Here is a 25,086-nt window from a genome sequence, read left to right as displayed (position 1 = left end):
TTACCGGATGAAACGCCTGCTGTCATTTCTCGTTATCACAGGAATAGTGGCCTTCGCCGGCTTTAAAGCCGGCGTCTGGTGGCTGACGGACCAGCGTCTGGCAGAGGCGCGCACGGTACTATCGGAATCCGGTGTACTCGAGCGGGGGAGCATCAGCTCCTCTGTGGATGGCCGGGTCATCCTCCGGCAGGCGCACTGGGAGGACTTCCAGCTTACTCAGCCATTGCAGATGGACCTGATTGAACTGGAAACCGGCTCTCCAATCGCTCTGTTGACCACACTGATGAGCCCGGACAGCTTGCCGGCCAGTTGGCGGCTATCCGTTGAGCGCGCCAGCATTACGCTGGAACCTACCATGTTCCGGAACTGGGTGACGGCGGCGCCGGATGAAACTGCCCAGGCCCCGCTAGCCAATCTGTCCTGTGCGCCGGACCCAAGGCAGCAACTGGGCAGTGGGGATTTGATGCGTATGGGGATTCCTGATATCCGGGGCGACATGTTGCTGGAGCAGACCCGCGATGCCCTGCGTTTTGAACTGAATACCCGTGAAACCGGAAGCCTGGAGCTGGTTTGGCCAGACGCCAGACTGACCATGGGCAATCTGGCCGACCCGGCCTCCATGGGGGCCGGGCCACTGCAACTGACCGTTCGTGACGCGGGTCTGATGCGCCGCCTCTCTGCCTATTGTGCCCGCGAGACCGGGCTGGAGGTCAGCGACTGGGCTGGGCGGGGTGTCGCGGCATTGGAGAAAGGGCTGCAGGCTCGGGGCCTGGAAGCCAGTCCGCAATTGCTGGCACTGTATCGGCAATGGCTGACCGAAGGGGGTGAGGTGACCATGATGCTTGCACCCGGCTCGGAAACCTTCGGGCTGCCCGTACGTACCGACTCGGAAAACAGCGCCAGCCTGCGCGTATCCTATAACGGTGCCACCGTGCCGGATGTGTACCTGACCGAAATGCAACGGGTGGAACCAGCATTGCCTGCGCAGGCAATGGAGCCTGTGGTACCGCCGGAAGACCCGGATTTTGAGCAGTGGTACCCTGACAGTGTTGAGAACGCCAATACCTGGCTTGGCCGGCGCGTAAAGGTTACGCTCTCGAATGAAAACCAGGTTGAGGGGCGACTGGTCAGCGTTGGCGAGCGGGATATGGAAATCGCCCGCACAGTGGCCGGGGGCGAAGTGGCGTACCCCATTCTGATTCGTGCCATTACACAATTTGAAGTCTGGCGCCGGGGCCGCCCGGAATAGCGCCGGGACGGGAGGCAATAAGTGACCGCAAGTGCAAGCACAGGGGTGCCGGGTATCAGGGAAATGCTGGCCCGGCTGATTTCATTGCCATCCATCAGCAGTGCCTCGCCGGAGTGGGATCACAGTAACGAAGGTGTGGTCCGCCTGCTGGCAGAGTGGCTCGAACCCCTGGGGTTTACCGTCGAGATCATGGAAGTGCCGGGCATGCCCGGCAAGTTCAATCTGATCGCCACTCTGGGTAGCGGTCCGGGTGGACTGGTACTCTCAGGCCATACCGACACCGTACCGTTTGACGACAAACGCTGGCAAAGTGATCCGTTCAGTCTCACGGAAAAGGACAACCGCTGGTACGGCCTGGGCACCTGCGACATGAAGGGCTTTTTCCCGCTGGCCATTGAAGCCGCCAGAGCCTTTGCCGGCGAGCCCTTGCAGCAGCCGCTGATTATCCTGGCCACTGCTGACGAAGAAAGCTCGATGAATGGCGCCCGGGCACTGGCAGAAGCTGGCAAACCGAAAGCCCGTTACGCGGTGATCGGCGAGCCCACCAATCTCAAACCAGTGCGCATGCACAAGGGCATCATGATGGAGCGGTTGCGGTTTGACGGGCAATCGGGCCATTCCTCCAACCCGGCCCTGGGCCGCAACGCGCTGGAAGGCATGCACGAGGCGCTCGGCGAACTGCTGGCCCTGCGCAGCGAATGGCAGGAAAAGTACCGCAACCCCAACTTCGAGGTACAGGTGCCCACCCTGAACCTGGGCTGTATCCACGGTGGTGACAATCCCAATCGCATCTGCGCCCAATGCGAATTGCACTTCGACCTGCGTCCGCTGCCGGGAATGAACATGGAGACCCTGCGCCAGGCGATTCTTGACCGGATGCAGCCTCTGGCCGAGCGGCGGGAACTCAAACTCACGTTTGCCCCCCTGTTTGACGGCGTACCGCCGTTTGAAACCCCGGCCGACGCCGCTCTGGTCAAAGCCTGTGAGAAACTCACGGGCCACACGGCACACGCCGTTGCTTTTGCCACGGAGGCACCCTGGCTGCAGCAGCTGGGGTTGGAGACCCTGGTGATGGGGCCTGGTTCGATCGACCAGGCGCACCAGCCGGACGAGTTTCTTGAACTGTCCCAGTTGCAGCCGACGGTGGATATCCTCAAGGGATTGATCAAAAGGTTCTGTCTTTGAGTAGACTAGCGGTAAGGCGGGCGGAAAACCGTCCCGGCATTCTCCATTCTTGGCAAGCATTATCAGGGTATAAGGAATAAAGGTTTGAAATCAAACGACTGGCTGCACGGATTCCGCCATTCCTCTCCGTACATCAACGCCCATCGCGGCCGAACCGTCGTCCTGACCATGCCCGGGGATGCCATCGAGCACCGCAATTTTATCAACATCATCCACGACATCGCTTTGCTCGGCAGCCTTGGCGTCAAGTTGGTGGTGGCGTTCGGTGGCCGCCCCCAGATCCAGTCGCGACTGGATGATGCCGGCCTGGAATCCTCCTTCGCACGGGGCTTGCGCATCACCCCCGATAACCATCTGCCGATGGTTATGGAAGCCATTGGCGGGCTCAGGGCCTACCTGGAAAGCCAGCTTTCCATGGGGTTGGTGAATTCACCCATGCACAACGCCCGGATTCGGGTCAGCAGCGGCAACTACGTCACCGCCAAACCCGTTGGCGTGCTGGATGGCATTGATTTTGGCTATACCGGCCGCGTCCGCCGTGTTGATACCCGTGGCATCGAGCAGTTGCTGGAGCTGGGGCATATTGTTTTGCTGCCGCCAATGGGCTATTCGCCCACCGGTGATGCCTTCAACCTTTCCTATGAGGACGTTGGTAGCCAGGTGGCCGCGGCGCTGCAGGCGGAGAAGCTGATTGTCTTCATCGACGACGAAGGCCTGCTCGAAGAAGATGGCAGCCTGATACGTGAGTTGTCCGCCCGTCAGGCGTCCGAACGCCTGAACGACAATGCCGTCACCGGCCACGATGCGGCCTTGCTCAAGGCCGCCTGCGATGCCTGTGTCAAAGGCGTTCGGCGTGCCCACATCATCAGTTACGTAGAAGACGGCGCTCTGCTGGAGGAGCTGTTTACCCGCGATGGGTCCGGCACCCTGGTCAGCGGTGATAACTACGAACAGATTCGCCAGGCACGGGTAGAAGACATCGGGGGTATTCTGGAGCTGATTCAGCCCCTGGAAGAGCAGGGCGTGCTGGTTCGTCGTTCACGGGAAATGCTGGAAACCGAAATTGACCGGTTTGTGGTGGCGGAGCGGGACGGCACCATTGTCGGCTGCGCCGCCCTGTACCATTATCCGGAGGAGGGCGCCGGAGAGTTGTCCTGTTTTGCGGTCGACCCCTCCTACCGCCGTGCCGGCCGTGGTGACGAGATTCTCGCCATGGTTGAAAAGCTGGCCCGGGGCCAGGGTGTCCACAAACTGTTTGTGCTGACTACCCAAACCGAACACTGGTTCCGGGAACGCGGTTTCGTACCCACCGCCGTGCAGGATCTGCCGGGTCCAAAGCTGGCCTCATACAACACCCAGCGTAATTCAAAGGTGTTCTACAAACCGCTTTGACAGTAATTCCAGCTGTGCAGTGCGACTGTCCGCCGGCTGTCTGGAAAGCTCCTCGACAGCCCGGTAAAACTCGCTGAAGCGGTAGTTCAGCTCTTTCAGCATCTGTCGGAAGGCGGGAACATGCTGATTGTACTGGCGGAACAGTGCCAGCTGTGCATTATTCAGCCGCACCGGCGGCGGGCCGAAAGGCCCGGGCTCTTCATATTGCCCGGCCAGGTTGGCGTAGTCCCGGGCCAGTTCGTCGAGCAGTTGGGCCTTGCGCGCCTGTAGCGTGGATTTGTCCATCGTATCCTGGCGGGCATAAAGTTGTTGGAGTTGTTCGCTGGTGGCGGCGACCAGTTCCAGAGTCTTTTGCCGGTGCTGTAATCGCGCCAGAGCGCGCTCAAAAACCTTAGATGCCCCTTGCCGCTTCAGCCAGAGCCGAAGCCCTTCCAGTTCCACGGCAGTGGCAAAGCTCTCGTTAAAGGCGGTATCACCGTTGATATAGAGCACGCGGTGGGCCAGCTCGTGGAACATCAGGGCGACCATGCGGTCATCCGCCAGGGAGGTGAACCCGGTATGCAGTGGATCATCGAACCAGCCCAGGGTGGAGTAGGCGGTAACAGCGCCGATAAAGGTATCGTAATCGCGCTCCTGGAAGGCCGTCTGTTCCTGCCGGGCATCGGCCAGGCGGAAGTACCCGCGATAGGACTGGCAGCCCACAAACGGATAACACCACTGGTGGGGGGTAAGGGAAAACTCCGGCACGGCGACCAGATTCACTACCACCCATGGGCGGCCCAGCGCTACGTATTCACTGAAGACGTCGTCCACGGGCAAGGCCAGTTCCTGAGCCGCAAACGCCCGCGCCTGCGCTGCCAGCTCAAGCTGTCGACGAAGTTCCGGGTCGGTTTCCGGTGCCGTGATCACCTGGTGGATGGGCCTGGCCTTCATCATCAGGGACACATGGCCGCCGATGGCCTGGCTATAGTAGCCAATGGTCGTACAGCCACTCAGGGGTGTTACCAGTAGCAAAAAGAGATAGATCTGACTAAGCTGTCTCATGAATCATCATATTATGATGTTGTGGGTATGAGGCTGTACAATTCCTTATTCGCCGACGGCTGTTACAGATTTTTAACCGACCGCCACAGGCCTTATCATAACAGCTCGAACCTACACCCACTCAGGGACGTTGGCCGGATTTCCGCATCCGGCAACATGCCGGCTTTGCAACTGGTCAGGTAGTTCATGGATCCGAGAGAGCGTCGCAGCAGCCCCCGACAGCCGATCAAACTTGCCGCTCAGATAGATGCCGGCAGTGGTGAGGCGTGGCCCTGCCAGATTGCTGATTTCTGTGCCGAAGGCATGTTCATTCGTTATTCGGGCGAAACCTCCGGCAAAATCGAGCGGGCCTTTGCTCGCGGCGGTGTTACCGAACTGGTGGTTCGGTTCCGCGGTCTTGAGGGCAATCGTCGATACGAGCTTCATGTCAGCCCGGTCCGGCGCATTGATGGTGCTATGGGCGTTCATTTTACCCGCCCGGATTCCGATGCCTTCAGCGCCATGCTCCAGTTGTGTGGCAGTTCCGGGGATCAGGCCCGGTCATCACTTCGCGCTCCCAGTGAACGCGTTCAGTTTGTGCTTCACCAGTGTGCCAAAACCGTCACGCGGTTTATTGAACCACTAATGGACGCCTGTTTTGTGCAGACGGTGGATGCCCTGCGTGTTACAGCCCAGAAAGCCCCCAATGACCAGCTTGCCAATGAGTTGATGGATGCCTCCGGCCAGATTCAGGGGCGCCAGCGGGTGCTCTGGCATTACATGAGCCGCAGTCTGGAGTCGCCCTTAAAACCGGAGCCCAAAGGCGCGCCCGGTTCAGTGTTGTCGGTGGTAGACAAAAACGAGTTTGAGGACTGGCTGGCAATTCGGGTGATGGTTACCCGTGCTGATACCCAGTACCGTGGCGACCTGCTGCAGCTCAAGCTGAGGCTGGACAAGTTAGGTATCGCCAATCGCACCGGCCATCATAATCCCCTCGGTCCCGCTCTTGTGTGCGAAGCCTTCCATAATGCGCTTGCCCAACTGAAAGTCAGCCGGGAGGTTGAAAAGGTCTGCCTGAAGACGTTTGAGCAGACGGTGATCAAACAGCTGGAGCCGTTGTATCGGGAGTTGAACAATATCCTGATCCGGCATGGTGTGTTGCCGGATCTGGACCTGTCCCGTTATCTGAGCGAACAGGCGCCGGCCAGGAAGGAACCGCCGGCCGAGGTGCTGAAGCGGGAGCCCGAAACACCTCTGGAAAAGCCGCAGCCTGAGGCGCCGGAAAGCAAACCCGGGCAAACGGCCCGCGGGCTGAAAAACCGGGTAGCTGGAGAGTTCCGGGGGTATGCCCGCGCAGCCCAGACGGCTTTTGCCACGGTGAGGAATCTGCTGACAACACTGCAGGCCAGTCGTGTGGAGAATGGAGAGGCGACGCCAGAGCCGTTTGCGGCCAATGCCCGTCCGCTGTCTCAGGGTGAACTGCACCGGGAATTGCAGGAGCTGCAGCTACGCGCTGCGGCTCCGGAAGAGCCGGCCGTGCCCTTGCGGGACCGGGTGGTTGAAAAGATACGTGAAACCGGTGACACCCGGCTCAATGCTGAGCAGCAGGACACTCTGGACGTTGTCGATCGGTTTTTCCGGAGCGTGGTCGATAGCCCCAAGCTCAGTGACTACGCCCAGAGCCGAATGCGTCAGCTGGAAGTGCCGGTGCTGAAAGTTGTGATGCGTGATCCCGAATTCTTTGAGGACCAGGACAGCCCGGTTCGTGGTGTGATGAATCGCCTGGCACAACTGGGCGTGAAGGGTGGCCGGCTGAACCCGGTGGTGCAGCGCCGGGTGGATGAGCTGATTCACCGCATTGCTACCGAGTTTGAACAGGATACCGGTGTGTTTGAGCAAACCGTAGGTGAGCTGGACACGCTGATTGACCGGCAGAACCTCGTGTATCGCCGCAACGTTGAGCGGGTGACGGCTGCCGCAGAGGGTGCCCAGAAGGTTGCCGAATCCAAAACTGCCGTAGCCAGCGCGCTGGAAAGCAAACTGGCTGGCCGCAAGGTTCCCAGGGCCCTGGTCAGCCTGCTCGACGGTGGCTGGCGGGATTTATTGTCGCTGACCTGGATTCGCCAGGGACCAGACAGTCAGTTATGGCAGGACTACCTGGCAGTGATCGATTCGCTGATGGCCTTTGCCGAGGACCCGGACAGCAGCATTAACCTGCCCGAACTGTTGCGGCTGATTCAGGATGGTCTGGCGTCGATCTCCAGCAACCATATGCCGTCCTCCCAGATCCGGGATGAGTTGAAGCAGTTCCTGGTGCGTCGGCCCGACAAGGCGCCGGAAATGGTTGAAATGCCTGCGGTCAGTGGTGTCCGCCCGGACAAGCAGGTGCTCAGTGAACGGGAACAGCGCAGCCTGCAACGCTGGATCAACCGAGCCCAGCAATTGCGCACCGGTGACTGGCTGCGGGATCAAACCAAGGCGGAAGATCCCCAGTATATCCGCCTGGTGTGGATTGCCCGTGGTTTCAGCCGGTTTGTATTCGTTAATCACCAGGGCATGCGGGTGGTTGAGCTGGAGCTGGAAGCTCTGGCCAGACAAATGCGCAAAGGCATCATCGTACCGGATAATCAGTATGATCGACCGCTGGTAGATGAGAGCATCGACCGCATGGTTCGCAACGTCTATGACCAGCTGTCCTGGGCATCCACCCATGATGAACTGACCCGGCTGCTTAACCGTCGGGAATTCGAGCGTATGCTGGAACAGCAACTTGCCCGCCGGGAAGATAGCCGGACTTTATTGCAACTGGATCTGCGCGGGTTCCGATTGCTGAATGATACGGCGGGCTACCAGGCCGGAGATGAAACCCTGAAACGGGTGGCGGAGGTCATCTGTCGGCATGTGGGCGATGGCATGCCGGTGGCTCGTCCCGGAGGCAATGAATTTGCCATGCTGGTGCCTGAAGAACAGGGGCCGGAAATTGCCAAGGCGCTCCTGGAAGCCATTGCAGATGAGCCCTTCGAGTATGGCGGACGGTGTTACACGTTAAATGCCAATGTTGGTCTGGCGCCGGAACTGCCCGCGTTGATCAGCGCCGAAAAATGGCTGAAAGCCGCCGAACAGGCGCTCAATTCTGCCCGTGACAAGGGCCCTGGCCGTTTCTCTATATACACTCTCGACGCAGACGACCAGGCCCGGCAAGAGCAGATTGCAGCCCGTGTGGCTGGCCTGAGCAACCCGGATGAAGAACGCATGCTGCTGCGTTGCCAGAAGATCATCCCTCTGCACGGCAGCACCCGAATGGGGGCGCAGTATGAAATTCTGATCAGTATGTACGACGACAGCGGGCAGCTGATTACCGGCCAGGATTTCGTCCGCATGGCCGAGCGCTATGACCGTATGCAGGCGGTGGATCGCTGGGTCGTGGGGCACATGCTGGATTGGCTGAGGGATCAGTCGCCGGATCCGCGCCATGTAGGCGGTGTCTGCATAAATCTGTCCGGCTATTCGTTGAACGACCAGTCACTGCTGGAATTCATTTACGAAAAGCTCAGTGAGAAGGATGCGCCTATTGAGCGTCTCTGGTTCGAGCTGACGGAAGCCTCTGCCATTCATGATCTGCAATCGGTGGCGGATTTCATGCTGGAAATGAAAGAGCTCGGCTGCCGGTTCTGCCTGGGTAACTTTGGCAGCGGCCCCAGTTCCTTCCAGTTCATGCGATCGTTGCCGGTAGATCTGATCAAGATCGACAGTGCCTTTACCGGTCAGTTGGCAGCCAACCAGACGGACCAGGCCATGGTCAGGTCCATGGTTGATATGGCTCACTACATGGAGCGGGAAGTGATTGCCTCTCAGGTTGAATCCCGTGAGGTTCTGGATATGCTGAGACAACTGGGCGTGGATTACGCTCAAGGGTTTGTGGTCGAGAAGCCCCGACTGCTGACCAGCCTTGTCTGACGCACATCCGGGAACCTGAGCTTTTTATGTCCAGACGCCATCCGATTATCGCCGTTACCGGGTCTTCCGGGGCGGGCACCACCACAACCGGGCAGATCTTCAGCCGCATGTTTGCCAGTGAGGGCATTGCTGCCGCCATGGTCAGTGGCGACAGCTTTCATCGGTATACCCGGGAACAAATGGCACGGCTCGCCGCTAAAGGGCAGTTTGGTGAACGCAACCATTTTGCCCTGGCAGCCAATCATATCGATAGGCTGGAAGCTCTGTTCTATGACTACAGCCATACCGGCAATGGCCGTTACCGGCAGTACGTTCATGACGAAGACCGCGACCTGGTGGCCGAAGGCCACAAACCTGGCACCTTCACCCCCTGGGGCCCGTTACCTGCGGATACCGATGCCCTGTTCTACGAGGGGCTCCATGGCGGGGTGGTGAGCGACAACTACAACATTGCCCAGTACGTTGACTTGCTGATTGGTGTGGTACCCATTGTCAATCTGGAGTGGATCCAGAAAATCCATCGGGATACTCATCAGCGCGGCTACAGCCAGGATGCCGTGGTTCAGACGATCATCAATCGGATGGACGATTACGTGCACGACATCGTGCCGCAGTTCTCTCATACCCACATCAACTTCCAGCGAATTCCGCTGGTGGACACGTCCAATCCGTTCGTTGCCCGGGATGTGCCCAGTGAGGACGAAAGCATGGTGGTCATTCATTTCAGGGAAACGGCGGAAGTGGATTTTCCCTGGTTACTGCAGGCCATCCCCCAAAGCAGCCTGTCCCGCCACGACACTCTGGTGATCCCTGGGCCGAAAATGGCCCTGGCCATGGATCTGATTATCCGGCCCATGGTCCAGAGCCTGATGGCTGGTAGAACTTTTGCCTGATCAGGCTGTCAGGGTGCCATCGCGGTAGTCGGCCAGCGCCTGCTCAATCTCGGCAGTTGTGTTCATTACAAAAGGACCATACTGGACAACTGGCTCGCCGATGGGTCGGCCGGCAATCAGCAGCAGTTTTGCGCCGGCCTTTCCGCCTTCAATCAGAACTTCATCCCCATGGTCCAGAATGTTTGCCGAGGATGATGTCAGAGTCTGGTTCCGGTCTTCGCTCACCAGACTTGCGACGCCTTCGTACAGGTAGACCAGAGCATTGAGCGCCTGAGGTGCCGGTAAGGAGACTCTCGCTCCGGGCTCCAGATGGACGTCGGCATACACGGGCTCTGTGCTGCCGCCGGTGACTGCGCCGGTGACGGCACCGCCACCGATTTCCAGTTCACCGGCAATTACCCGGACGGAAACACCCGGCTGACGTGCTATCGGGATCTCTTCAGGCTGAATGTCCCGGTAGCCGGCGGGCTTCATTTTTTCAGCGGCCGGCAGGTTGAGCCAGAGTTGGAATCCCCGCATGACCCCGGATTCCTGTTGCGGCATCTCCGAGTGCACGATGCCCCGGCCTGCGGTCATCCATTGCACCCCACCGTTGCGGAGGTTGCCGCGATTCCCCAGGTGGTCCTCATGCAGCATGTGGCCTTCAATCATATAGGTGATGGTTTCAAAGCCCCGGTGCGGATGGGCCGGAAAGCCGGCAATATAGTCCTGGGGCTGGTCAGAACCGAATTCATCCAGCATCAGGAATGGATCCATGCGCACGGATTGGCGCTGACCCAATGAGCGTTTGATGCGAACCCCGGCGCCATCGGATGTGGCCAGTGCGGGAATGGTTTGTTTCAGGGAGCGAAGCATGATCCCGTCCTCCTCTCGGTTAGTCATGGGGCTATTTAACCGGGATGGTGGAAGGGATGAAAACGCAGAATTCTGGCGGGGGAAGTCAAAAAAACTGACGAAGGCATCAAAAGGTGACGACGGGAACCCCGTCGTCACCTCCGGAGCGATTATTCCACGTTGCGGGAGTAGAAGATTTCCAGCATTTCCCGGCGCAGGCGATCCTCGATGGACTGGGCTTCTGCCGGGTCCAGATCGCCGGCGTTCACTCCGAACACATAGTTGTCCAGATTGAACTCCTTGAGCATCATCTTGGTGTGGAACAGGTTTTCCTGATACACGTTGACGTCGATCATCTGATACGCGTTCTGGGTATCCTCGGTCAGGTAGTTCTGGATCGAGTTGATGTCGTGATCGATGTAATGCTTGGTACCGTCCACGTCACGGGTGAAACCGCGTACACGGTAGTCAACGGTAACCACATCCGAGTCGAAGCTGTGAATCAGGTAGTTCAGTACCTTCAGCGGTGAAATCAGACCGCAGGTGGACACGTCGATATCGGCCCGGAAGGTGCTCACGCCGTCATGGGGATGGCTTTCCGGATAGGTGTGCACCGTCACGTGGCTCTTGTCCAGATGCGCCACAATGGTATCCGGCAGCGGACCAGGGGACTCTTCGTTATTGGCTTCGCTGTCGGACAGTTCGTGCTCGGCGATCAGCATGGTGACGGACGCACCATGAGGCTCGTAATCCTGGCGGGCAATGTTGAGAACATTGGCACCGATGATCTTGACCACGTCGGTCAGAATCTGGGTCAGACGCTCGGCGTTGTACATCTCGTCGATGTAATCAATATAGGCTTCGCGTTGTTCTTCGGTCTGCGCGTAACAGATGTCGTAGATGTTGAAGCTCAGGGATTTGGTCAGGTTGTTGAAACCGTGCAGCTGGAGTTTGGTTTCCATGCTCAGCCCCTCCGGGAAATGGAGATGAATGATCACAGGGAGAGGAGCTCTCCCTGCCGAGGCCGCCACCGACTACTGACCGGGTGAATGGAACTGTTCACCTTTTGCGCAGACCGGCGGAGAAAGTTGCGTATTATGCATACCGCAGGTGTCATTGAATAGTATTTGCAATGACATTTTTTATAACGGAAAGCCGCGGTTGCAGGGCGCTGGCCGGAATCCGCCCTGCCGTTCTAGCTGGCGGCCTGGATTTCGAAGCTGTGCGTGATCTCGACACCGGCTTTGCCCAGCATGATCGAGGCTGAACAGTACTTGTCGGCAGACAGGCTGACTGCGCGCTCCACCTGCTTTTCCTTCAGGTTGTTTCCGCTAACCACAAAATGAAGATGAATGCGGGTGAACACAGCCGGCACCTCATCAGCGCGCTCCGCATCAAGCTCACAGTGACAGGCGGTCACGTCCTGGCGGCTTTTCTTCAGGATGCTCATCACATCGAAGGAGGAGCAGCCGCCCACGCCCATCAGCAGCAACTCCATCGGGCGCGGACCCAGATTCTCGCCACCGTGATCCGGGGGGCCGTCCAGTTGAACACTGTGGCCACTGCCACTGGTTGCTTTGAAGCTGGCATTGCCGGTCCAGTCGACGGTTGCTTTCATCGGAGTTACCCCTGGTGCCTGAATGAATGGGCAGGATGCTAGCACAGTTCACTCCCTGCGGCATGATGTGGTTGCGACCAAAGCGGTATTGCCTTCAGATACATCCTGTATCCGCTTTTGAGTTGCCCAGAAGTTACCTTCTTGTTATAAGTTGCGTGGCATATCAGTAAAACCCCTAACCCGCACGGACAGGCGGGGATATAAAAACGATCAGGAATCGCCAGACTCTGAGGAGGCATGTCTCGCATTATGGCTACCATTGTCAAGCCGGTTGAGCAGAAGACCAAACACCTGGATTACTTCCTTTCCCAATGCCATCGCCGGCGTTACCCAGCCAAAAGCACCATCATCTATGCGGGTGATAAAAGCGATTCCCTGTTCTACATCGTCAAGGGCTCGGTCACTGTCATTATTGAAGACGACGATGGTCGTGAAATGATCATGGCGTACCTTAATGCCGGTGATTTCTTCGGCGAGATGGGGCTGTTCGACAACATGGATTCCCGGAGTGCCTGGGTCAAGGCCAAGACTGAGTGCGAAGTGGCAGAAATCAGCTACACCAAGTTCCGGGAAATCGCTCAGCAGGATCCGCGGGTGTTGTACTTTATTGGTGAGCAGATGGCCTCGCGCCTGCGCCAGACCACCCGCAAGGTAGGGGACCTGGCGTTCCTTGATGTCACTGGCCGGGTTGCCAGAACACTGCTGGATCTGTGCAAAGAGCCGGATGCCATGACTCACCCGGACGGCATGCAGATCAAGATTACCCGTCAGGAAATTGGACGCATTGTTGGTTGCTCCCGGGAGATGGTCGGTCGGGTTCTGAAAACTCTTGAAGATCAAGGTCTGGTGCGGGTCAAGGGTAAGACCATGGTGGTTTACGGTACCCGTTGATTGTTCTCTCCCTCCTTGTAATCGCTGCATAAAACGGTGCTCTGCTTTTGACGGGCACCGGTCTTTCTCGGTATCTCCGTCGGTATATTCGCCATTTCCCGCTCCGTTACCTTCTCAGCTTTGATGGTGTCGAAGCACTTTACAGTTGTGTTCAGACACATTAACTGAGTGTTTTATAACAAACTGAAAATTAAAGATCTTTTCAATTCTGGCAGGAATCGCGCAGGGAAGGTTGAGTCACACATTGACTCACAAAAAGGAGTTTAACCATGAAAAGAAAATGGATTGCCGGCACTGCTGGCCTGGCCGCAGCCGCCCTGATGAGTTCCGCTTCTGTTGCCGCGCCGATTACGGCAGATGTTGTGTTTCTGGTCGATGAATCCGGCTCCATGGGTGGAGAGCACGCCTGGCTCAGCAATATGATTGCAAGCCTTGAGAGTGGTCTGGTCGGTGAGGGCGTTGGCTCTTCGGTAAGCAACCGGTATTCGCTGGTTGGTTTTGGTGGTTCGTCATTCAGCAACCATCTGGATCCCCATGCCCATGATATGGATGCCGTTACTGCGGGCACTCAGGAGTGGGGTAGTTCCACCGATTTTGCTGCTGCAACGTCGACGCTGGTTACCAACGGTGGCACGGAAGACGGCTGGAGTGCGCTGGACTGGGCACTGAATAATCTGAGCTATCGCGCGGATGCCGCGGTTAACTTTGTGCTGGTTACCGACGAGGATCGTGACAACACGAATGCTGCCCTGAACAAGGAGAGCCTGTTGTCAGGATTGTTCGGGAAGAACGCGCTGCTGAACGTGGTAGTAAACAACAGCTTTGGTTGTGATGCGTCCTCTACCAATGCCATTGGTATCGACAGCGATGATAACGGTTTCCAGGCCGATGGTTCCGGTGGTTTCACCAAGTGTGAAGGCGCTGGCAACATCGGTAGTGGTTACGGAACCACTGGCAGCGACTACGTCGATCTGGCCCTGAATTCCGGCGGTGCCGCCTGGAACCTGAACATTCTCCGTTCCGGTGGTACTAACGCAGATTCGTTCACCGCATCGTTTGTTGACACCAAGGTACAGGAAATTACCGAGCAGCCTCCGGTTTCTGTGCCGGAGCCCGGTACCCTGGCCCTGCTGGGTCTGGGTCTGACTGGCCTGGCATTCCGCCGCAAGAAAGCCTGATCGTTCGATCGAGGCTTGCAGTAACAAGGGCGCCTTCGGGGCGCCCTTGTTGTTTTTGTGACCGTTATCATCAGGGGCTTTGAGGTCCGCTAAGCGTTATTTCCAACAAAGGTTGATACAGACTGACAGATGGCGTCGGGCTCGGTCAGTGGCGCCCAGTGCGGGGCATCCAGTTCCTGCAGCGTGAGTTTACCGGTCCATTGCACCAGGCATTCGGTGAGTTGACGGCCAACGTAGGCATCCCGGGTAGGAATGATCACCTGAACGGGGCAGCGGGTGTGCCGTGGCCTGGGGCGTAGCAGTCTGGGCAGAAAGTTTGCCCGGTAGAGTTTTACGCCATATTGCCCGTCTGCCTTCTGCAAGGGGCTGAAGCGGGCATCAGCGACCTGTTCCTGTTTCTTGAGGTAGCCGGGCCAGGCTTTGTCCAGCCCGGCTTTCCAGATTATTTCCGGAAGTAGCGGCAGCTGGAAAAGAAATACGTACCAGGAACTCGCCAGCTGCCGCAGTACCTTGGTAGTACCGCCGTTTGCTGGTGAGCCGATCTGATTGCGAATCCAGAAGCCGACATGATCCAGGCAGGGGCCGGAAATGGACGTGTAGGACCGAATACGCTGCTGGAGGTCGGGGTCGGTGACCGATTCCCAGCTCTGAATGGAGCCCCAGTCGTGGGCAACCAGATGAAATGGCCGGTCGGGGATAATGGCGTTGACGACTGCTTGCAGATCCTTTGCCAGCAACGACAGGCGATAGTCGCGGGTCCGGGCTGGCTTGTCGGAGCGGCCAGCACCGCGGACATCGTAACGAATCACCAGATACTCCTGGCTGAGTGCGGCCGTGACCTTGTCCCAGACACTGTGGTTGTCGGGGTAGCCGTGTACCAGAACAATGGGCGTTGCCTCGGGATTGCCCTCAGCAACGGCGTAGAGAAGAAGGTCCCCACTGGTCACCCAGTGCTCACGTTTGGTCGGCATGTCTCCGCTCCCGGCATGGTGTGTTTAGACGCCAGAGTAGCGGTATCACTGGTCACACTCTGTGGCCAAAGGGGCCAGAAGTCGTGCTCAGTCTACCAGGGCAACCGATTTGATCTGGAGCCACACCGGCTGGCCAGGGGTGAGTGCCAGCTGGGCCGCGGAGCGGCTGGTGAGACGGGACAGAAACGGCGTATCGCCGGCCAGTAGTCGCACCAGGGTGGTGCCGGGGGTGACGTCTGTCTCGACACGATCCACCCGCGCCGGCAGCAGATTCTGGATACTCTGGTCGCGATGCTCCGTCAACGCGATACTCACATCTCTTGCCAGTACCTGTATGCGGGCCTGGTCACCGTGCCGGAAGCGCGGATCCTGTCGTAGCCACAAGCTGCCACCGTCAAAGCTGAAGCGGGCGAGATGCCACGGCTCATCCAGCGCATCCAGTCTTGCCTGAACCAGCACGCCGGCGTCTTCCTCCAGCCGAAACGGCTGGTCCACCCGGGCCAGGGTCTCTTGCAGCGGTCCCTGTGCGATAACACGTCCCTTGTCCATCATTACAATGTGGTTGGCCAGGCGCGCCACTTCGCTGGTGGAGTGGGAAACGTAGATCATCGGAATGGCCAGATGGTCGCGCAGCCGCTCAAGGTAGGGCAGTATCTCCTGCTTTGAGCTCTGATCCAGTGCCGACAGAGGTTCATCCATCAGCAGCAGTCGCGGGCTGGTGAGAATGGCCCGGGCAATGGCAACCCGTTGTCGTTCGCCACCGGACAGTCCGGCGGGCATACGCTCCAGAAGGTGGGTCAGCCCGAGCCAGGAGACGGCATCGTCAAACCGGACCTGGCGTTCCTGTGGCGGAACCCGGCGTTGCCCGAACGTCAGGTTCCGGCGTACTGACAGGTGGGGAAAGAGATGCGTTTCCTGGAACACATAGGCCAGGGGCCTCTGATGAACCGGCCTGAACAGGGTGTCTTTCTGCCAGGGGGTGCCGAATACGGAAAGCTGTCCCTGAGCCTGCTGCAGCCCGGCGATGCACCGGAGTAGCGTGGTTTTGCCGCATCCGGAGTGACCAAACAAAGCGGTAATTCCGTTGCCCGGCAGTTTCAGGTCGACATCCAGTTCAAATCCGGGGAACCGGCAGATAAAACGTGCCTCGATGGCTGTGGGGGTCATCGCAGAGCCCCCGCCCGAGCCCTGCCATTGAGGGCGTACAGGGTCACCAGAACGATGAAGGAAAACGCCACCATGCCCGCGGCCAGCCAGTGGGCCTGGGTGTACTCCAGGGATTCCACGTGATCGTAGATGGCCACCGACAGCACTTTGGTCTCGCCCGGGATATTGCCGCCAATCATCAGGATGACGCCGAACTCGCCGATTGTGTGGGCGAAGGTCAACACGCTGGCGGTGATGAAGCCGTTGCGGGCCAGCGGAATCACCACAAAGAAAAACCGGTCCCAGGGCCCGGCCCGGAGGGTGGCGGCGGTCTCCAGAAAGCCTTCACGGATACCCTCGAAAGCGTTCTGCAGGGGTTGCACGGTAAAGGGCAGAGAATAGATAACCGAGGCCACTACCAGGCCCTCAAAGGTGAACGGTAGTAAACCCAGGCCAAGACGTTCTGTCAGTTGGCCGACCCAGCCATTCGGGCCAAGCAGCAGCAGAAGATAAAATCCGAGCACCGTGGGCGGCAGGACCAATGGCAAGGCGACGACGGCAGCAATCGGCTGTCGCAGCCAGTGACGGGACCGCGCCAGCCACCAGGCGATCGGGGTTCCTACCAGCAGCAGTACCAGGGTTGTCAGTGAAGCCAGCTTCAGCGTCAGCCAGACCGGCTGCCAATAGGTTTCCAGCATCAGTCCGCCGTGTCGTATCCGTAGTCCTGAATAATCGCAACAGCCTCCGGGGATTGCAGGAAGGCGAGCCAGTCTCTGGCGGCAGCATTGTCGGCACTGCGTTTCAGAAGAATCGCCTGCTGGTCGATGGGGGCGTAATAGGCTTGCGGAATCCGCCAGAGTGTTCCGTCCTGATTTGGCCAGGCTTTGACCTGAGCCAGCGCCACCAGCCCGGCCTGGGCATTGCCGCTGGCAATGAACTGGAAGGTTTGGGCGATGGAGTCGCCACGGACCAGTTTGGGCTGTAGCGGTGACCAGAGTTCCAGGTGTTCCAGGACCTGTTGTGCGGCCAGGCCATAGGGGGCAGTTTTAGGGTTCGCGATGGCCAGCCGCGAGAACGGCTGTTCGCTCAGGTAGGCGATGGGAGAGATAAAGGCCGCAGTCTCAGGGCTCCAGAGTACCAGCTTGCCCCTGGCATAGGTAAAGCGAGAACCGGGAACGGCCATCCCGTCGGATTCCAGCAACTGGGGACGTTGGGCATCGGCCGCCATGAACACATCAAACGGAGCACCGTTGCGAATCTGGGCGTAGAGTTTACCCGTGGAGCCGAAGCTGGCGGTGACGTGGTGGCCGGTTGCAGTCTCAAACTTTTCCACCAGACTGGCGGTGGTGTCGGTGAAATTGGCAGCGACGGCGAGGGTCAGATTCCCCGCATAGGCGTTGCTCAGGGGCAGAAGCAGCCAGATTGCCAGCAAAGGGAAGAAACGCCAGCAGGTACGGCGGCTCATAGCGATTCCTTATGGTAGTGATTGGGCCAGTGGCAGGTCGCCGACCTCCGACCGAGCGGGCGACTGAATACGGCATAAGGTTAGCACGTATTGCCACACTTCCATGCGATTGGTTTCATTGAGCATCTCATGGCGCCCGCCGTCGAACAACCGCAGCGTTACCTGCTCGATGCCCGACTCCCGGATGGTCTGAAAATGCTGGCGCACGCCTTTCCCCATCTCGCCCACGGCATCGGCGGTGCCGGACAGCAAGTGCACCGGCAGATCCCGATGCCAGGTTGCCGGCCGGATGCTCAGCATACCGCCAATGAAGTCCTGCCAGAGCCCCACGGTGCAATCAAAACCACAGGAAGGATCGGCTTCGTAGCGGTCTACCTGCTCGGGATCACGGCTCAGCCAGTCGCTGCCGGTACGGTTGGGCCGGAAAGCACGATTGAACTGGCCAAAGGTCATCTTGCCGATGAGCCGGCTGCGATGGCGCCGGCCACGGACGCCGGCAATCAGGTTGACCAGCAGCCTCGAGGCCAGCAGTTGTGGCCGGTGGATGCGGTTGGTGGCACTGAGGATCAGGGTATTGATACGGCCGCCGTATTGCTGGGCATAGCTCTGAGCGATGAACGAGCCCATGCTGTGGCCGAGCAGATTTATTGGCAGCCCTGGATGCTGCTTGCGGGCAGTCTCTACCACTTGCGCCAGGTCGTCCACCACCCGTTGCCATCCGTTCTGATCAGCATAATGCCCCTGGTGTTCGGCCGGGCAGTGGGGGCCATGGCCCCGGTGGTGATAGGTGATGACAAGAATGTTGTGAGCCCCGAGCCAGCGGGCCAGCTCCTGGTAGCGATCACCGTGCTCCGCCATGCCATGGCTGATCACCAGAATGGCAACTGGCTGTGCCGGCAGGTATTGCCGTCCGGCAATGGTGTTGCCGTCAGGGGTATTCAGCGTCAGAGGGTGTTCTGTCATGGTTTCGGCCCGCATCCTTGTTGTTCTGAGGTGCCGGGCGCTGCCACTCCGGCGGATTCCATAAATGCTGAAGACGGGACAATAAGCTGCCGGGGCGGGCCATGTCGCGGAACATGTCCACATATTCGTGGGTCCAGAGCACAATCAGGTTATTGGAATGAATCTGCCGGGTAATGCCGTATTCCGGTGGGTTGCTGTCGCTCTCCGGGACAAAGGTTCCGAACAGGCGATCCCAGATAATCAGTGTGCCACCGTAATTGCGGTCGATGTATTCCGGATTGCGGCCATGGTGTACCCGGTGATGGCTCGGGGTGTTGAAAAGGAATTCGACCCAGGCCGGCAGATGCCGCACCAGCGTGGTGTGCACGAAAAACTGGTACACCAGGGAGAAAGCATAGGCGATGCCGATCCACACCGGGTTGAAACCGATCAGCGCCATGGGCAAATAGAAAATCCACATGCCGTTGAAAATGTTGGTGGCATTCTGGCGCATGGCGGTGGAGAAATTCATGCGTTCGGACGAATGATGGACTACATGGGCGGCCCAGAACCAGCGCATGCGGTGGCTGGCCCGGTGCATCCAGTAAAAACAGAAATCCACACCGAGAAAGGTCAGAAATCCGGTCGCCCAGTTCAGCTCCAGTTCCAGCAAGCGGTAGTGATAGCAGAGGGCGTAGACGGGGAAGGCGATCAGACCGGCAAAAAGTAGCTCCGTAACCTGGTAGCCGGCACCGAGGGCGAAGTTGCGAATAGCCTCCGGCACGTTCATTAACTGTGGATCATGCCGTATCTTCAGGTATTCCCACAAGGTAACCGCAATGAACACGGGGGTGGCGATAACGAAAATCAGCTGTCGTTCGTCAAGTGCCAGCCAGGGGGCCAGGAACTGCCAGAGGCTGATCAGCCCGCTGTCTTCCAGCACTGTCCGCATCATGTCGATCAACACCATGGCCGCTCCCCGAATTATTTTTGTTGGGAGTCATCATCGCACAGCGCCGGGTAAAGGCGATGTCCTATTGCGCCAGGGTTGCTGGCCTATTCCGCCACCGCCTGGCCAGCGTCACCGGTTCTGGCGATACACCGCGGCGATGGGATCGATTGCAGCCTGCCATTCGGATAGCCAGGCCTGCACAGGCTTCGGAACCCTGGTTGGCTTTGGCCATGGTACCGGGTACTCGGGCGGCTGGAACAACGGCGCCAGCAGTGAGCATGCAGTGAGATCGGCGCGGGTAAACTGGTCACCGACGAGGAACGGACGTTGCTGGTAGATCTCTGCCAGTTCCTTGACCAGGGCCTCCAGGGTTGCCTGTGAGCTATCGGCGGTTTTCTGGTTGATCTTCATCCACTTGCGCATGATCTCATCAACCCGGCTGAAGGCCAGGCTAAGCAGGATGCGATTATAGAACGGCGTACCCGCTACCAGCATGGGTACCACCACTTTCGGGCGCTGCAGAAAATAGTGGTACACCCAGGTGCGCAGAGCGGGGCCGGCCTGTTCGTCCAGCTTTTGTTCCCATTCCAGGGCCCTGGCCTGAAGGCCTGGATCCGTCGGCAACAGGGGCTTGTCTGGAAAGACCTTGTCGAGGTAGTCCAGGATCTGTGCGGACCCCTGGATGATCTGGCCGTCGTGTTCGAGTACCGGTACAGACGACTCGGCCCCGGTCAGTTTGCGAATCGTGTTTACATGCTGGCCTGGGAGCAGGTTGACGGTCTGATAGTTGATGCCCTTGTAGTCCAGGGCCCAACGCGCCTTTTCGCAGTAGTGCGAAATGCAGAACTGATAGAGTTTGATCGCCATGGTGTAGCTCCGGATGTCTGGTAACTCAAGATTAACCTTTCTGTATGCGAATTCCCAAGACGGCAGGCGTAGAATGCAATGGTTATCTCACTATGTATCAGGGGGTTATATGAGTCTTGCAAAGAATGTCATGGCGATGTTGCTGATTACCGGGTCGCTCTGGGGCTGCTCCCTCAATGCCGAGAAAGAGGGTGGAAAGCCCGGGTCGCTGGCCGGTAGCCAGTGGATGGTGGAAGAAATTGATGGTGAGCCGGTACTTGAGGGTAGTGAGGTTACCATCGGATTCAACGATGAAGGGCGGGTGTTTGGTTCATCGTCCTGCAACCGTTACAACGGAGGCTGGCACATTCAGGGTCAAGAACTGGTGTTTTCCCAGATGGCCGCGACGCGAATGGCCTGCCCTGAAACCCTGATGCAGCAGGAAAACCGGTTTTTGAAACTGTTGGGCGATGTTCACGGGTATCAGTTTGCCGCTGACGGCCGGCTGGTGCTTGAGACCGGGCAGGGCGTTACCATCCTGGCTTCGCCAGCGGCTACGCAGGAGTAGTTAAGAGCGTCTTGGCAATGACGTGCTACAGGCAGGTTTCTGACTCAGTGCTTTGCGTCGATCGTGGTGAATCCAGGATGGAATCTCTACAATGGCGACTTGTAGTCTGGAACAACAGAGGATGTGTTCATGTTTTTGCGACAAGGTGTATCGCTGTCTGTCGTGGTTCTTGCCGGCGCCCTGATCAGTGCCTGTGCCTCCAGCCCGACGAAAACGGGCTTGTCGGAGTTTGGCCGTTACCAGTGTGGCCAGCTGGACGTTACGGTCACCAGCTCCGGTGACGACGAACTGGTAGGGCTGGAATACCTGAATCGCCGGGTTCTGCTCAAGCCGGCCGAGAGCGCCTCCGGCGCCTTGTTTGTCGCGCCCGGCGACCCGGATACCCGGTTCTGGAGCAAGGGGGAGCGGGCAACGCTGAGCCTGCGTGGCGAGACGCTTCCCGAGTGCCTGGAGCCGGGTGCCATTGAATCCTCGTTTCGTGGGATAGGCACGGAACCGTTCTGGTCTGTTGTTATCGAGAATGGCCAGATGCGGCTGACCCGTCCTTACGACCAGCAAGTTACCGAAGATATCCGCCTGAACGAGATTCTTGCCAATCGCCACGGTCGCGCCTATGAAGCCACGCTGGGTGACGAGCGGACGGAGGTGCGGATCGCTCATCAGTTGTGTGAAGACCAGATGGCTGGCGCTCAGTATCCGGCTCAGGTTCGTTTGACACTCGGCGATGAGACATTTGAGGGTTGTGGCGGGGATCGTCAGCGGCTGTTCCGGGGTGCCGAATGGGTGGTGGAAGACCTTGCCGGTGCCGGCATTATTGACCGCTCCAGAATGACCCTGAGGTTTCTGGCGGACAACCGGGTAGCTGGCCGGGCTTCCTGTAATCGCTATACGGGAAGTTACAACCTGACGGGAGAAGTGTTGTCCTTCAGTCTTCAGGCCACCACCATGATGGCCTGTGCGCCGGCATTGATGAATCAGGAAAGGCGTTTCCTGGAGCTGCTGGAAGAGGTAACGGATGGCCGGATCGGCCGGCATGGTGAATTGCTGCTGCAAACACCCGCTGGCAATACCATCAAGGCTTTTCAATCCGAGGTGGAAAGCCCGTAGGACGCCTTGATCATGTCCAGGCGGCCAGTTTCAGCCAGCCTGGCCAGACCCGCATCCAGCAGTCTGGCCAGTTCCCCCGACCTTGGATTCCCGGCCGAGAAGGCAATGTAGACGGGGGCCTGGTGGGCGATCCCGGCCAGTCTTGGAGGTGGATATCCTGAATGCTCCCGCAAAAACCAGCTCATGACCGCCTGGTCTTCGGCGAAGGTATCGGTGCGTTCCTGTGCCAGTAGTCTGAGGGCTCGCCCGAGGGGCGCTGCTCCGGAGAGGACCCACACTCGTTCGGGATCATCGGTATAGTCTGCAATATAACGATCCAGCTCCGGAGAGTAGGAGTAACCGTTGATCACCAGCAGGGTTTTTCCGTTAAGCGACTCCAGCCCCCGGTATTGCCATTGACTCTCCGGATGCGTGTACAAGCCGATACGGGCGGTGCCCATGGGGCGCTCCGGAAAGACAAAGTCCGGGGCGTCGCCTTTCAGGGCGCCGATAACGCCATCAATCCGGTTCTCCCGGGCCAGGCTCAGGGAACGGGCCCAGCCATAGTTTCTGTACTCAACGTCAAAGCCGGATGCGGCAAAAATCTCCCGCGCAATATCCACCATATAACCTTCCTCCGGCGCACCAGCCCGGCAGTTATGGGGGCACCAGGGGTCGGCGGCGAGAATGATCCGGTGTTGATCAGGGTGGGGGGCAGGTTGCTGACGCGTGGCGCTTTCCGTGGCTTCATGCCGCCCTGGTTCTGTAGCCTCATCGGGTGAGCAGGCGGCCATCAACAGGGCCAGGATGAGCAACGGGAATCTGGGCATGAGCGGACTGGGTCACGGTAATCTGCGAAGGTGCATTTTCATAGTATACCCTTGCGTACTATTTGCAATAACAGGTTCGGCACTGTCAACGGACTGAAGCATTTCTGGCGCACACTGTCAGCAGCCGTTGCCAGAGAGCCTGAAATGACCGAACTGAAAGCATTGACGCCCCACGCTGTGATACCAGCGGAGCAAGCCCGCCGGGACAGAGGCCAGAAACGAAGGCTTCGCACTTTCCTGCCGGAGCTGATCCAGCTCGAGCGGCTGCTGGCGGAGGCGCCGGAAGGTGTCTCCAGTTCGGTACTGTCCCGGGTGAACGTTCGCGACCTTGAACTGCCGGTCTATCGGGTCGACCTGGGCACCGACCGCAAGGATGCGCCCGTTGTTATGCTGATTGGCGGAGTTCATGGGCTTGAGCGTATCGGCACGCAGGTGGTGATGGCGTGGCTGTCTTCTTTTCTGGCCCGCCTGGCCTGGGATGACAGCGTACAGGCGCTTCTGGAGCGGGTGCACATCACGCTTCTGCCCATGCTGAACCCGGGCGGCATGTACCTGAACCAGCGCAGCAATCCGAACGGGGTTGATCTGATGCGTAATGCGCCGATCACGGCCCAGGATCGCAGTGCCTTCCTGTTGGGAGGGCAGCGGCTTTCACCACGCTTGCCCTGGTATACCGGTGATCCCGAACAGGGGATGGAAGCCGAGAACCTGGCCCTCGAGTCGGTGATCCGGGAACTGCTCCCGGGTCGTCCATTCAGTCTGGCGCTGGATTGCCACTCCGGGTTTGGCTGGCAGGATCAGATCTGGTTTCCCTACGCCTATCGCCGCCGGCCCATGCGCCGCATTGGCTCGGTCATGGCGCTCAAACTGATCTGGGAACAGGCTTACCCCAATCACACGTACCGGTTTGAGCCGCAATCTGCCCACTATCTGACCCATGGTGATCTATGGGACTACTTTTACAAACAGGTTAACCGAACCAGCGACGGTGTTTTTCTGCCGCTCACCCTGGAAATGGGATCCTGGCGCTGGATTCGTAAACGCCCGCGTCAGCTGTTTCGGCTGGAAGGCTTCTTCAACCCACTGGTTCCGCACCGACACCAACGGGTGTTGCGCAGTCACATGCCGTGGATTGATTTCCTGTTGAACGCCGCTGCCAGTCATGAGAACTGGTTGCCGGGGTCGGATGAAGAGTCCATGCTGAGGGAAGCTGCCATTATGCACTGGTACAGGGATAGCCGATGACATGCACTGGATCCTTCTGAGAGGCCTCACCCGGGAGCAGGGCCACTGGGGCGATTTCCCGGCACAGCTTCGCTCGGCCTTTCCGGAACACCGGTTCCACACCATTGATCTGCCGGGCACCGGCACACTGTTCCGCGAGGATTCTCCCGGCACTATCCCTGAGATTCGCAGGCGCGTCTGTGAACAGGTCAATCATATACCCAGGCCTTTCAGCCTGTTGGCGCTGTCCATGGGCGGTATGGTGGCCCTTGACTGGGCCCAGCGTGCCGAACCCGGGGAGCTGCAGCACCTGGTTCTGGTCAACACCAGTTCCGGTTTCAGCCCGTTCTGGAAACGCATGCGCCCGCTGGCCTGGCCGCGCGTGACTCAGCTACTGGCCCGTCGAGAGCTGTTTCACCGGGAGCGGGATATTCTGCGCCTGACGTCCAATCGAGAGATTCCACTGTCTTTGTGCAAAGCCTGGTACAGCATCCAGCGCCAGCGTCCTGTCAACTATCGTACGGCGTTCAATCAGTTGCGGGCGGCAGCCCGGTTTCAGCCCTTGCCGCAGCGGCCCATGGCAGATGCTCTGCTGCTGGCGAGCAAGGATGACCGTATTGTGCACTGGCATTGCAGCGCCGAACTGGAACGGCGTTGGTGCTGGACGCTTCGGCTGCATCCGGATGCCGGGCACGACCTGCCGCTGGATGAACCCGGGTGGATCATCCGGCAGATGGAACAGTGGTTGCCTGGTCAATAGCGGTTGCTTGACGCAACTGTTTTTTGCGGTCACGCTCATTGGCGTCAATTCAACGAGTGAACGGAGCCAATAACAA

The 25,086-nt window shown here is 58.7% G+C and carries 23 protein-coding genes; 11 read left to right on the top strand and 12 right to left on the bottom strand.

Annotated elements, in window-relative coordinates:
• Positions 1-7 precede the first annotated feature (7 nt).
• The 3 genes from MARHY_RS16485 (at position 8) to argA (ending at position 3,826) form a co-directional block, all read left to right on the top strand.
• Complete coding sequence (locus MARHY_RS16485; protein ID WP_014422829.1) at positions 8-1,249, top strand: hypothetical protein; 1,242 nt, start codon at positions 8-10, stop codon at positions 1,247-1,249.
• 21 nt (positions 1,250-1,270) lie between these two features.
• Complete coding sequence (gene argE, locus MARHY_RS16480; protein ID WP_014422828.1) at positions 1,271-2,434, top strand: acetylornithine deacetylase; 1,164 nt, start codon at positions 1,271-1,273, stop codon at positions 2,432-2,434.
• A gap of 84 nt (positions 2,435-2,518) precedes the next feature.
• The gene (gene argA, locus MARHY_RS16475; protein ID WP_014422827.1) at positions 2,519-3,826 is read left to right on the top strand and encodes an amino-acid N-acetyltransferase; all 1,308 of its coding nucleotides are present in this window, start codon (positions 2,519-2,521) and stop codon (positions 3,824-3,826) included.
• On the opposite strand, the gene MARHY_RS16470 is transcribed toward argA, so the two are convergent.
• On the bottom strand, positions 3,800-4,870 hold the full coding sequence (locus tag MARHY_RS16470; protein WP_014422826.1) for an aminopeptidase: 1,071 nt from the start codon (positions 4,868-4,870) through the stop codon (positions 3,800-3,802). The two genes, argA and MARHY_RS16470, sit on opposite strands and share 27 nt — an antisense overlap.
• A gap of 186 nt (positions 4,871-5,056) precedes the next feature.
• Between MARHY_RS16470 and MARHY_RS16465 the strand changes: the two genes are divergently transcribed.
• Positions 5,057-8,806, top strand: a complete 3,750-nt coding sequence (locus MARHY_RS16465) for a DUF1631 family protein (RefSeq protein ID WP_014422825.1) — start codon at positions 5,057-5,059, stop codon at positions 8,804-8,806.
• 26 nt (positions 8,807-8,832) lie between these two features.
• Positions 8,833-9,699: a phosphoribulokinase gene (locus tag MARHY_RS16460; RefSeq protein WP_011786964.1), complete on the top strand. Its 867-nt coding sequence runs from the start codon at positions 8,833-8,835 to the stop codon at positions 9,697-9,699.
• On the opposite strand, the gene MARHY_RS16455 is transcribed toward MARHY_RS16460, so the two are convergent.
• From MARHY_RS16455 to MARHY_RS16445, 3 genes are all read right to left on the bottom strand, one after another.
• The gene (locus MARHY_RS16455) at positions 9,700-10,554 is read right to left on the bottom strand and encodes a pirin family protein (protein WP_014422824.1); all 855 of its coding nucleotides are present in this window, start codon (positions 10,552-10,554) and stop codon (positions 9,700-9,702) included. It lies immediately after the preceding gene.
• 149 nt (positions 10,555-10,703) lie between these two features.
• On the bottom strand, positions 10,704-11,495 hold the full coding sequence (gene speD / locus MARHY_RS16450) for an adenosylmethionine decarboxylase (protein WP_011786962.1): 792 nt from the start codon (positions 11,493-11,495) through the stop codon (positions 10,704-10,706).
• A 233-nt stretch (positions 11,496-11,728) separates the two neighbouring features.
• On the bottom strand, positions 11,729-12,151 hold the full coding sequence (locus MARHY_RS16445) for an OsmC family protein (RefSeq protein ID WP_011786961.1): 423 nt from the start codon (positions 12,149-12,151) through the stop codon (positions 11,729-11,731).
• Between the two features lie 249 nt (positions 12,152-12,400).
• Here MARHY_RS16445 and crp point away from each other — a divergent pair, with 249 nt between their 5' ends.
• Positions 12,401-13,042 (top strand): cAMP-activated global transcriptional regulator CRP, encoded by a 642-nt coding sequence (gene crp, locus MARHY_RS16440; protein WP_007153756.1) that lies wholly within the window; start codon positions 12,401-12,403, stop codon positions 13,040-13,042.
• 269 nt (positions 13,043-13,311) lie between these two features.
• Complete coding sequence (locus MARHY_RS16435) at positions 13,312-14,220, top strand: vWA domain-containing protein (protein WP_011786959.1); 909 nt, start codon at positions 13,312-13,314, stop codon at positions 14,218-14,220.
• A gap of 89 nt (positions 14,221-14,309) precedes the next feature.
• Here MARHY_RS16435 and MARHY_RS16430 read toward each other — a convergent pair whose 3' ends face one another.
• The 7 genes from MARHY_RS16430 to MARHY_RS16400 form a co-directional block, all read right to left on the bottom strand.
• Positions 14,310-15,191, bottom strand: coding sequence for an alpha/beta fold hydrolase (locus MARHY_RS16430; RefSeq protein ID WP_014422822.1), 882 nt, complete (start codon positions 15,189-15,191; stop codon positions 14,310-14,312).
• 87 nt (positions 15,192-15,278) lie between these two features.
• Positions 15,279-16,358, bottom strand: a complete 1,080-nt coding sequence (modC, locus tag MARHY_RS16425; RefSeq protein ID WP_014422821.1) for a molybdenum ABC transporter ATP-binding protein — start codon at positions 16,356-16,358, stop codon at positions 15,279-15,281.
• Positions 16,355-17,035: a molybdate ABC transporter permease subunit gene (modB, locus tag MARHY_RS16420; protein ID WP_014422820.1), complete on the bottom strand. Its 681-nt coding sequence runs from the start codon at positions 17,033-17,035 to the stop codon at positions 16,355-16,357. Before modB ends, modC begins: the two co-directional genes overlap by 4 nt.
• Positions 17,035-17,802, bottom strand: coding sequence for a molybdate ABC transporter substrate-binding protein (gene modA, locus MARHY_RS16415; RefSeq protein ID WP_014422819.1), 768 nt, complete (start codon positions 17,800-17,802; stop codon positions 17,035-17,037). Before modA ends, modB begins: the two co-directional genes overlap by 1 nt.
• A gap of 9 nt (positions 17,803-17,811) precedes the next feature.
• Entirely contained in the window at positions 17,812-18,765 is a 954-nt protein-coding gene (locus MARHY_RS16410; RefSeq protein ID WP_014422818.1) for an alpha/beta hydrolase, read from the bottom strand.
• Positions 18,731-19,714, bottom strand: a complete 984-nt coding sequence (locus MARHY_RS16405; protein ID WP_014422817.1) for a sterol desaturase family protein — start codon at positions 19,712-19,714, stop codon at positions 18,731-18,733. Before MARHY_RS16405 ends, MARHY_RS16410 begins: the two co-directional genes overlap by 35 nt.
• 111 nt (positions 19,715-19,825) lie before the next feature.
• A complete protein-coding gene (locus MARHY_RS16400; protein WP_014422816.1) occupies positions 19,826-20,563 on the bottom strand; it encodes a glutathione S-transferase family protein in 738 nt (245 codons plus the stop codon).
• Positions 20,564-20,672: 109 nt separating this feature from the next.
• Between MARHY_RS16400 and MARHY_RS16395 the strand changes: the two genes are divergently transcribed.
• Both MARHY_RS16395 and MARHY_RS16390 read left to right on the top strand, forming a co-directional pair.
• A complete protein-coding gene (locus MARHY_RS16395) occupies positions 20,673-21,110 on the top strand; it encodes an META domain-containing protein (protein ID WP_014422815.1) in 438 nt (145 codons plus the stop codon).
• A gap of 129 nt (positions 21,111-21,239) precedes the next feature.
• Entirely contained in the window at positions 21,240-22,217 is a 978-nt protein-coding gene (locus MARHY_RS16390) for an META domain-containing protein (protein ID WP_014422814.1), read from the top strand.
• On the opposite strand, the gene MARHY_RS16385 is transcribed toward MARHY_RS16390, so the two are convergent.
• Positions 22,193-23,026 (bottom strand): substrate-binding periplasmic protein, encoded by an 834-nt coding sequence (locus MARHY_RS16385; protein ID WP_014422813.1) that lies wholly within the window; start codon positions 23,024-23,026, stop codon positions 22,193-22,195. The genes MARHY_RS16390 and MARHY_RS16385 overlap by 25 nt on opposite strands.
• A 144-nt stretch (positions 23,027-23,170) precedes the next feature.
• On the opposite strand from MARHY_RS16385, the gene MARHY_RS16380 reads away from it, so the two are divergent.
• A complete protein-coding gene (locus MARHY_RS16380; RefSeq protein WP_014422812.1) occupies positions 23,171-24,271 on the top strand; it encodes a M14 family zinc carboxypeptidase in 1,101 nt (366 codons plus the stop codon).
• A 1-nt stretch (position 24,272) separates the two neighbouring features.
• Positions 24,273-25,010 (top strand): alpha/beta fold hydrolase, encoded by a 738-nt coding sequence (locus tag MARHY_RS16375; RefSeq protein WP_014422811.1) that lies wholly within the window; start codon positions 24,273-24,275, stop codon positions 25,008-25,010.
• The last annotated feature ends 76 nt before the right edge of the window (positions 25,011-25,086 follow it).

This window comes from Marinobacter nauticus ATCC 49840, from assembly GCF_000284615.1.
Classification (GTDB): Bacteria; Pseudomonadota; Gammaproteobacteria; order Pseudomonadales; family Oleiphilaceae; genus Marinobacter; species Marinobacter nauticus.
This window is presented reverse-complemented; position numbering and strand designations above follow the sequence as displayed.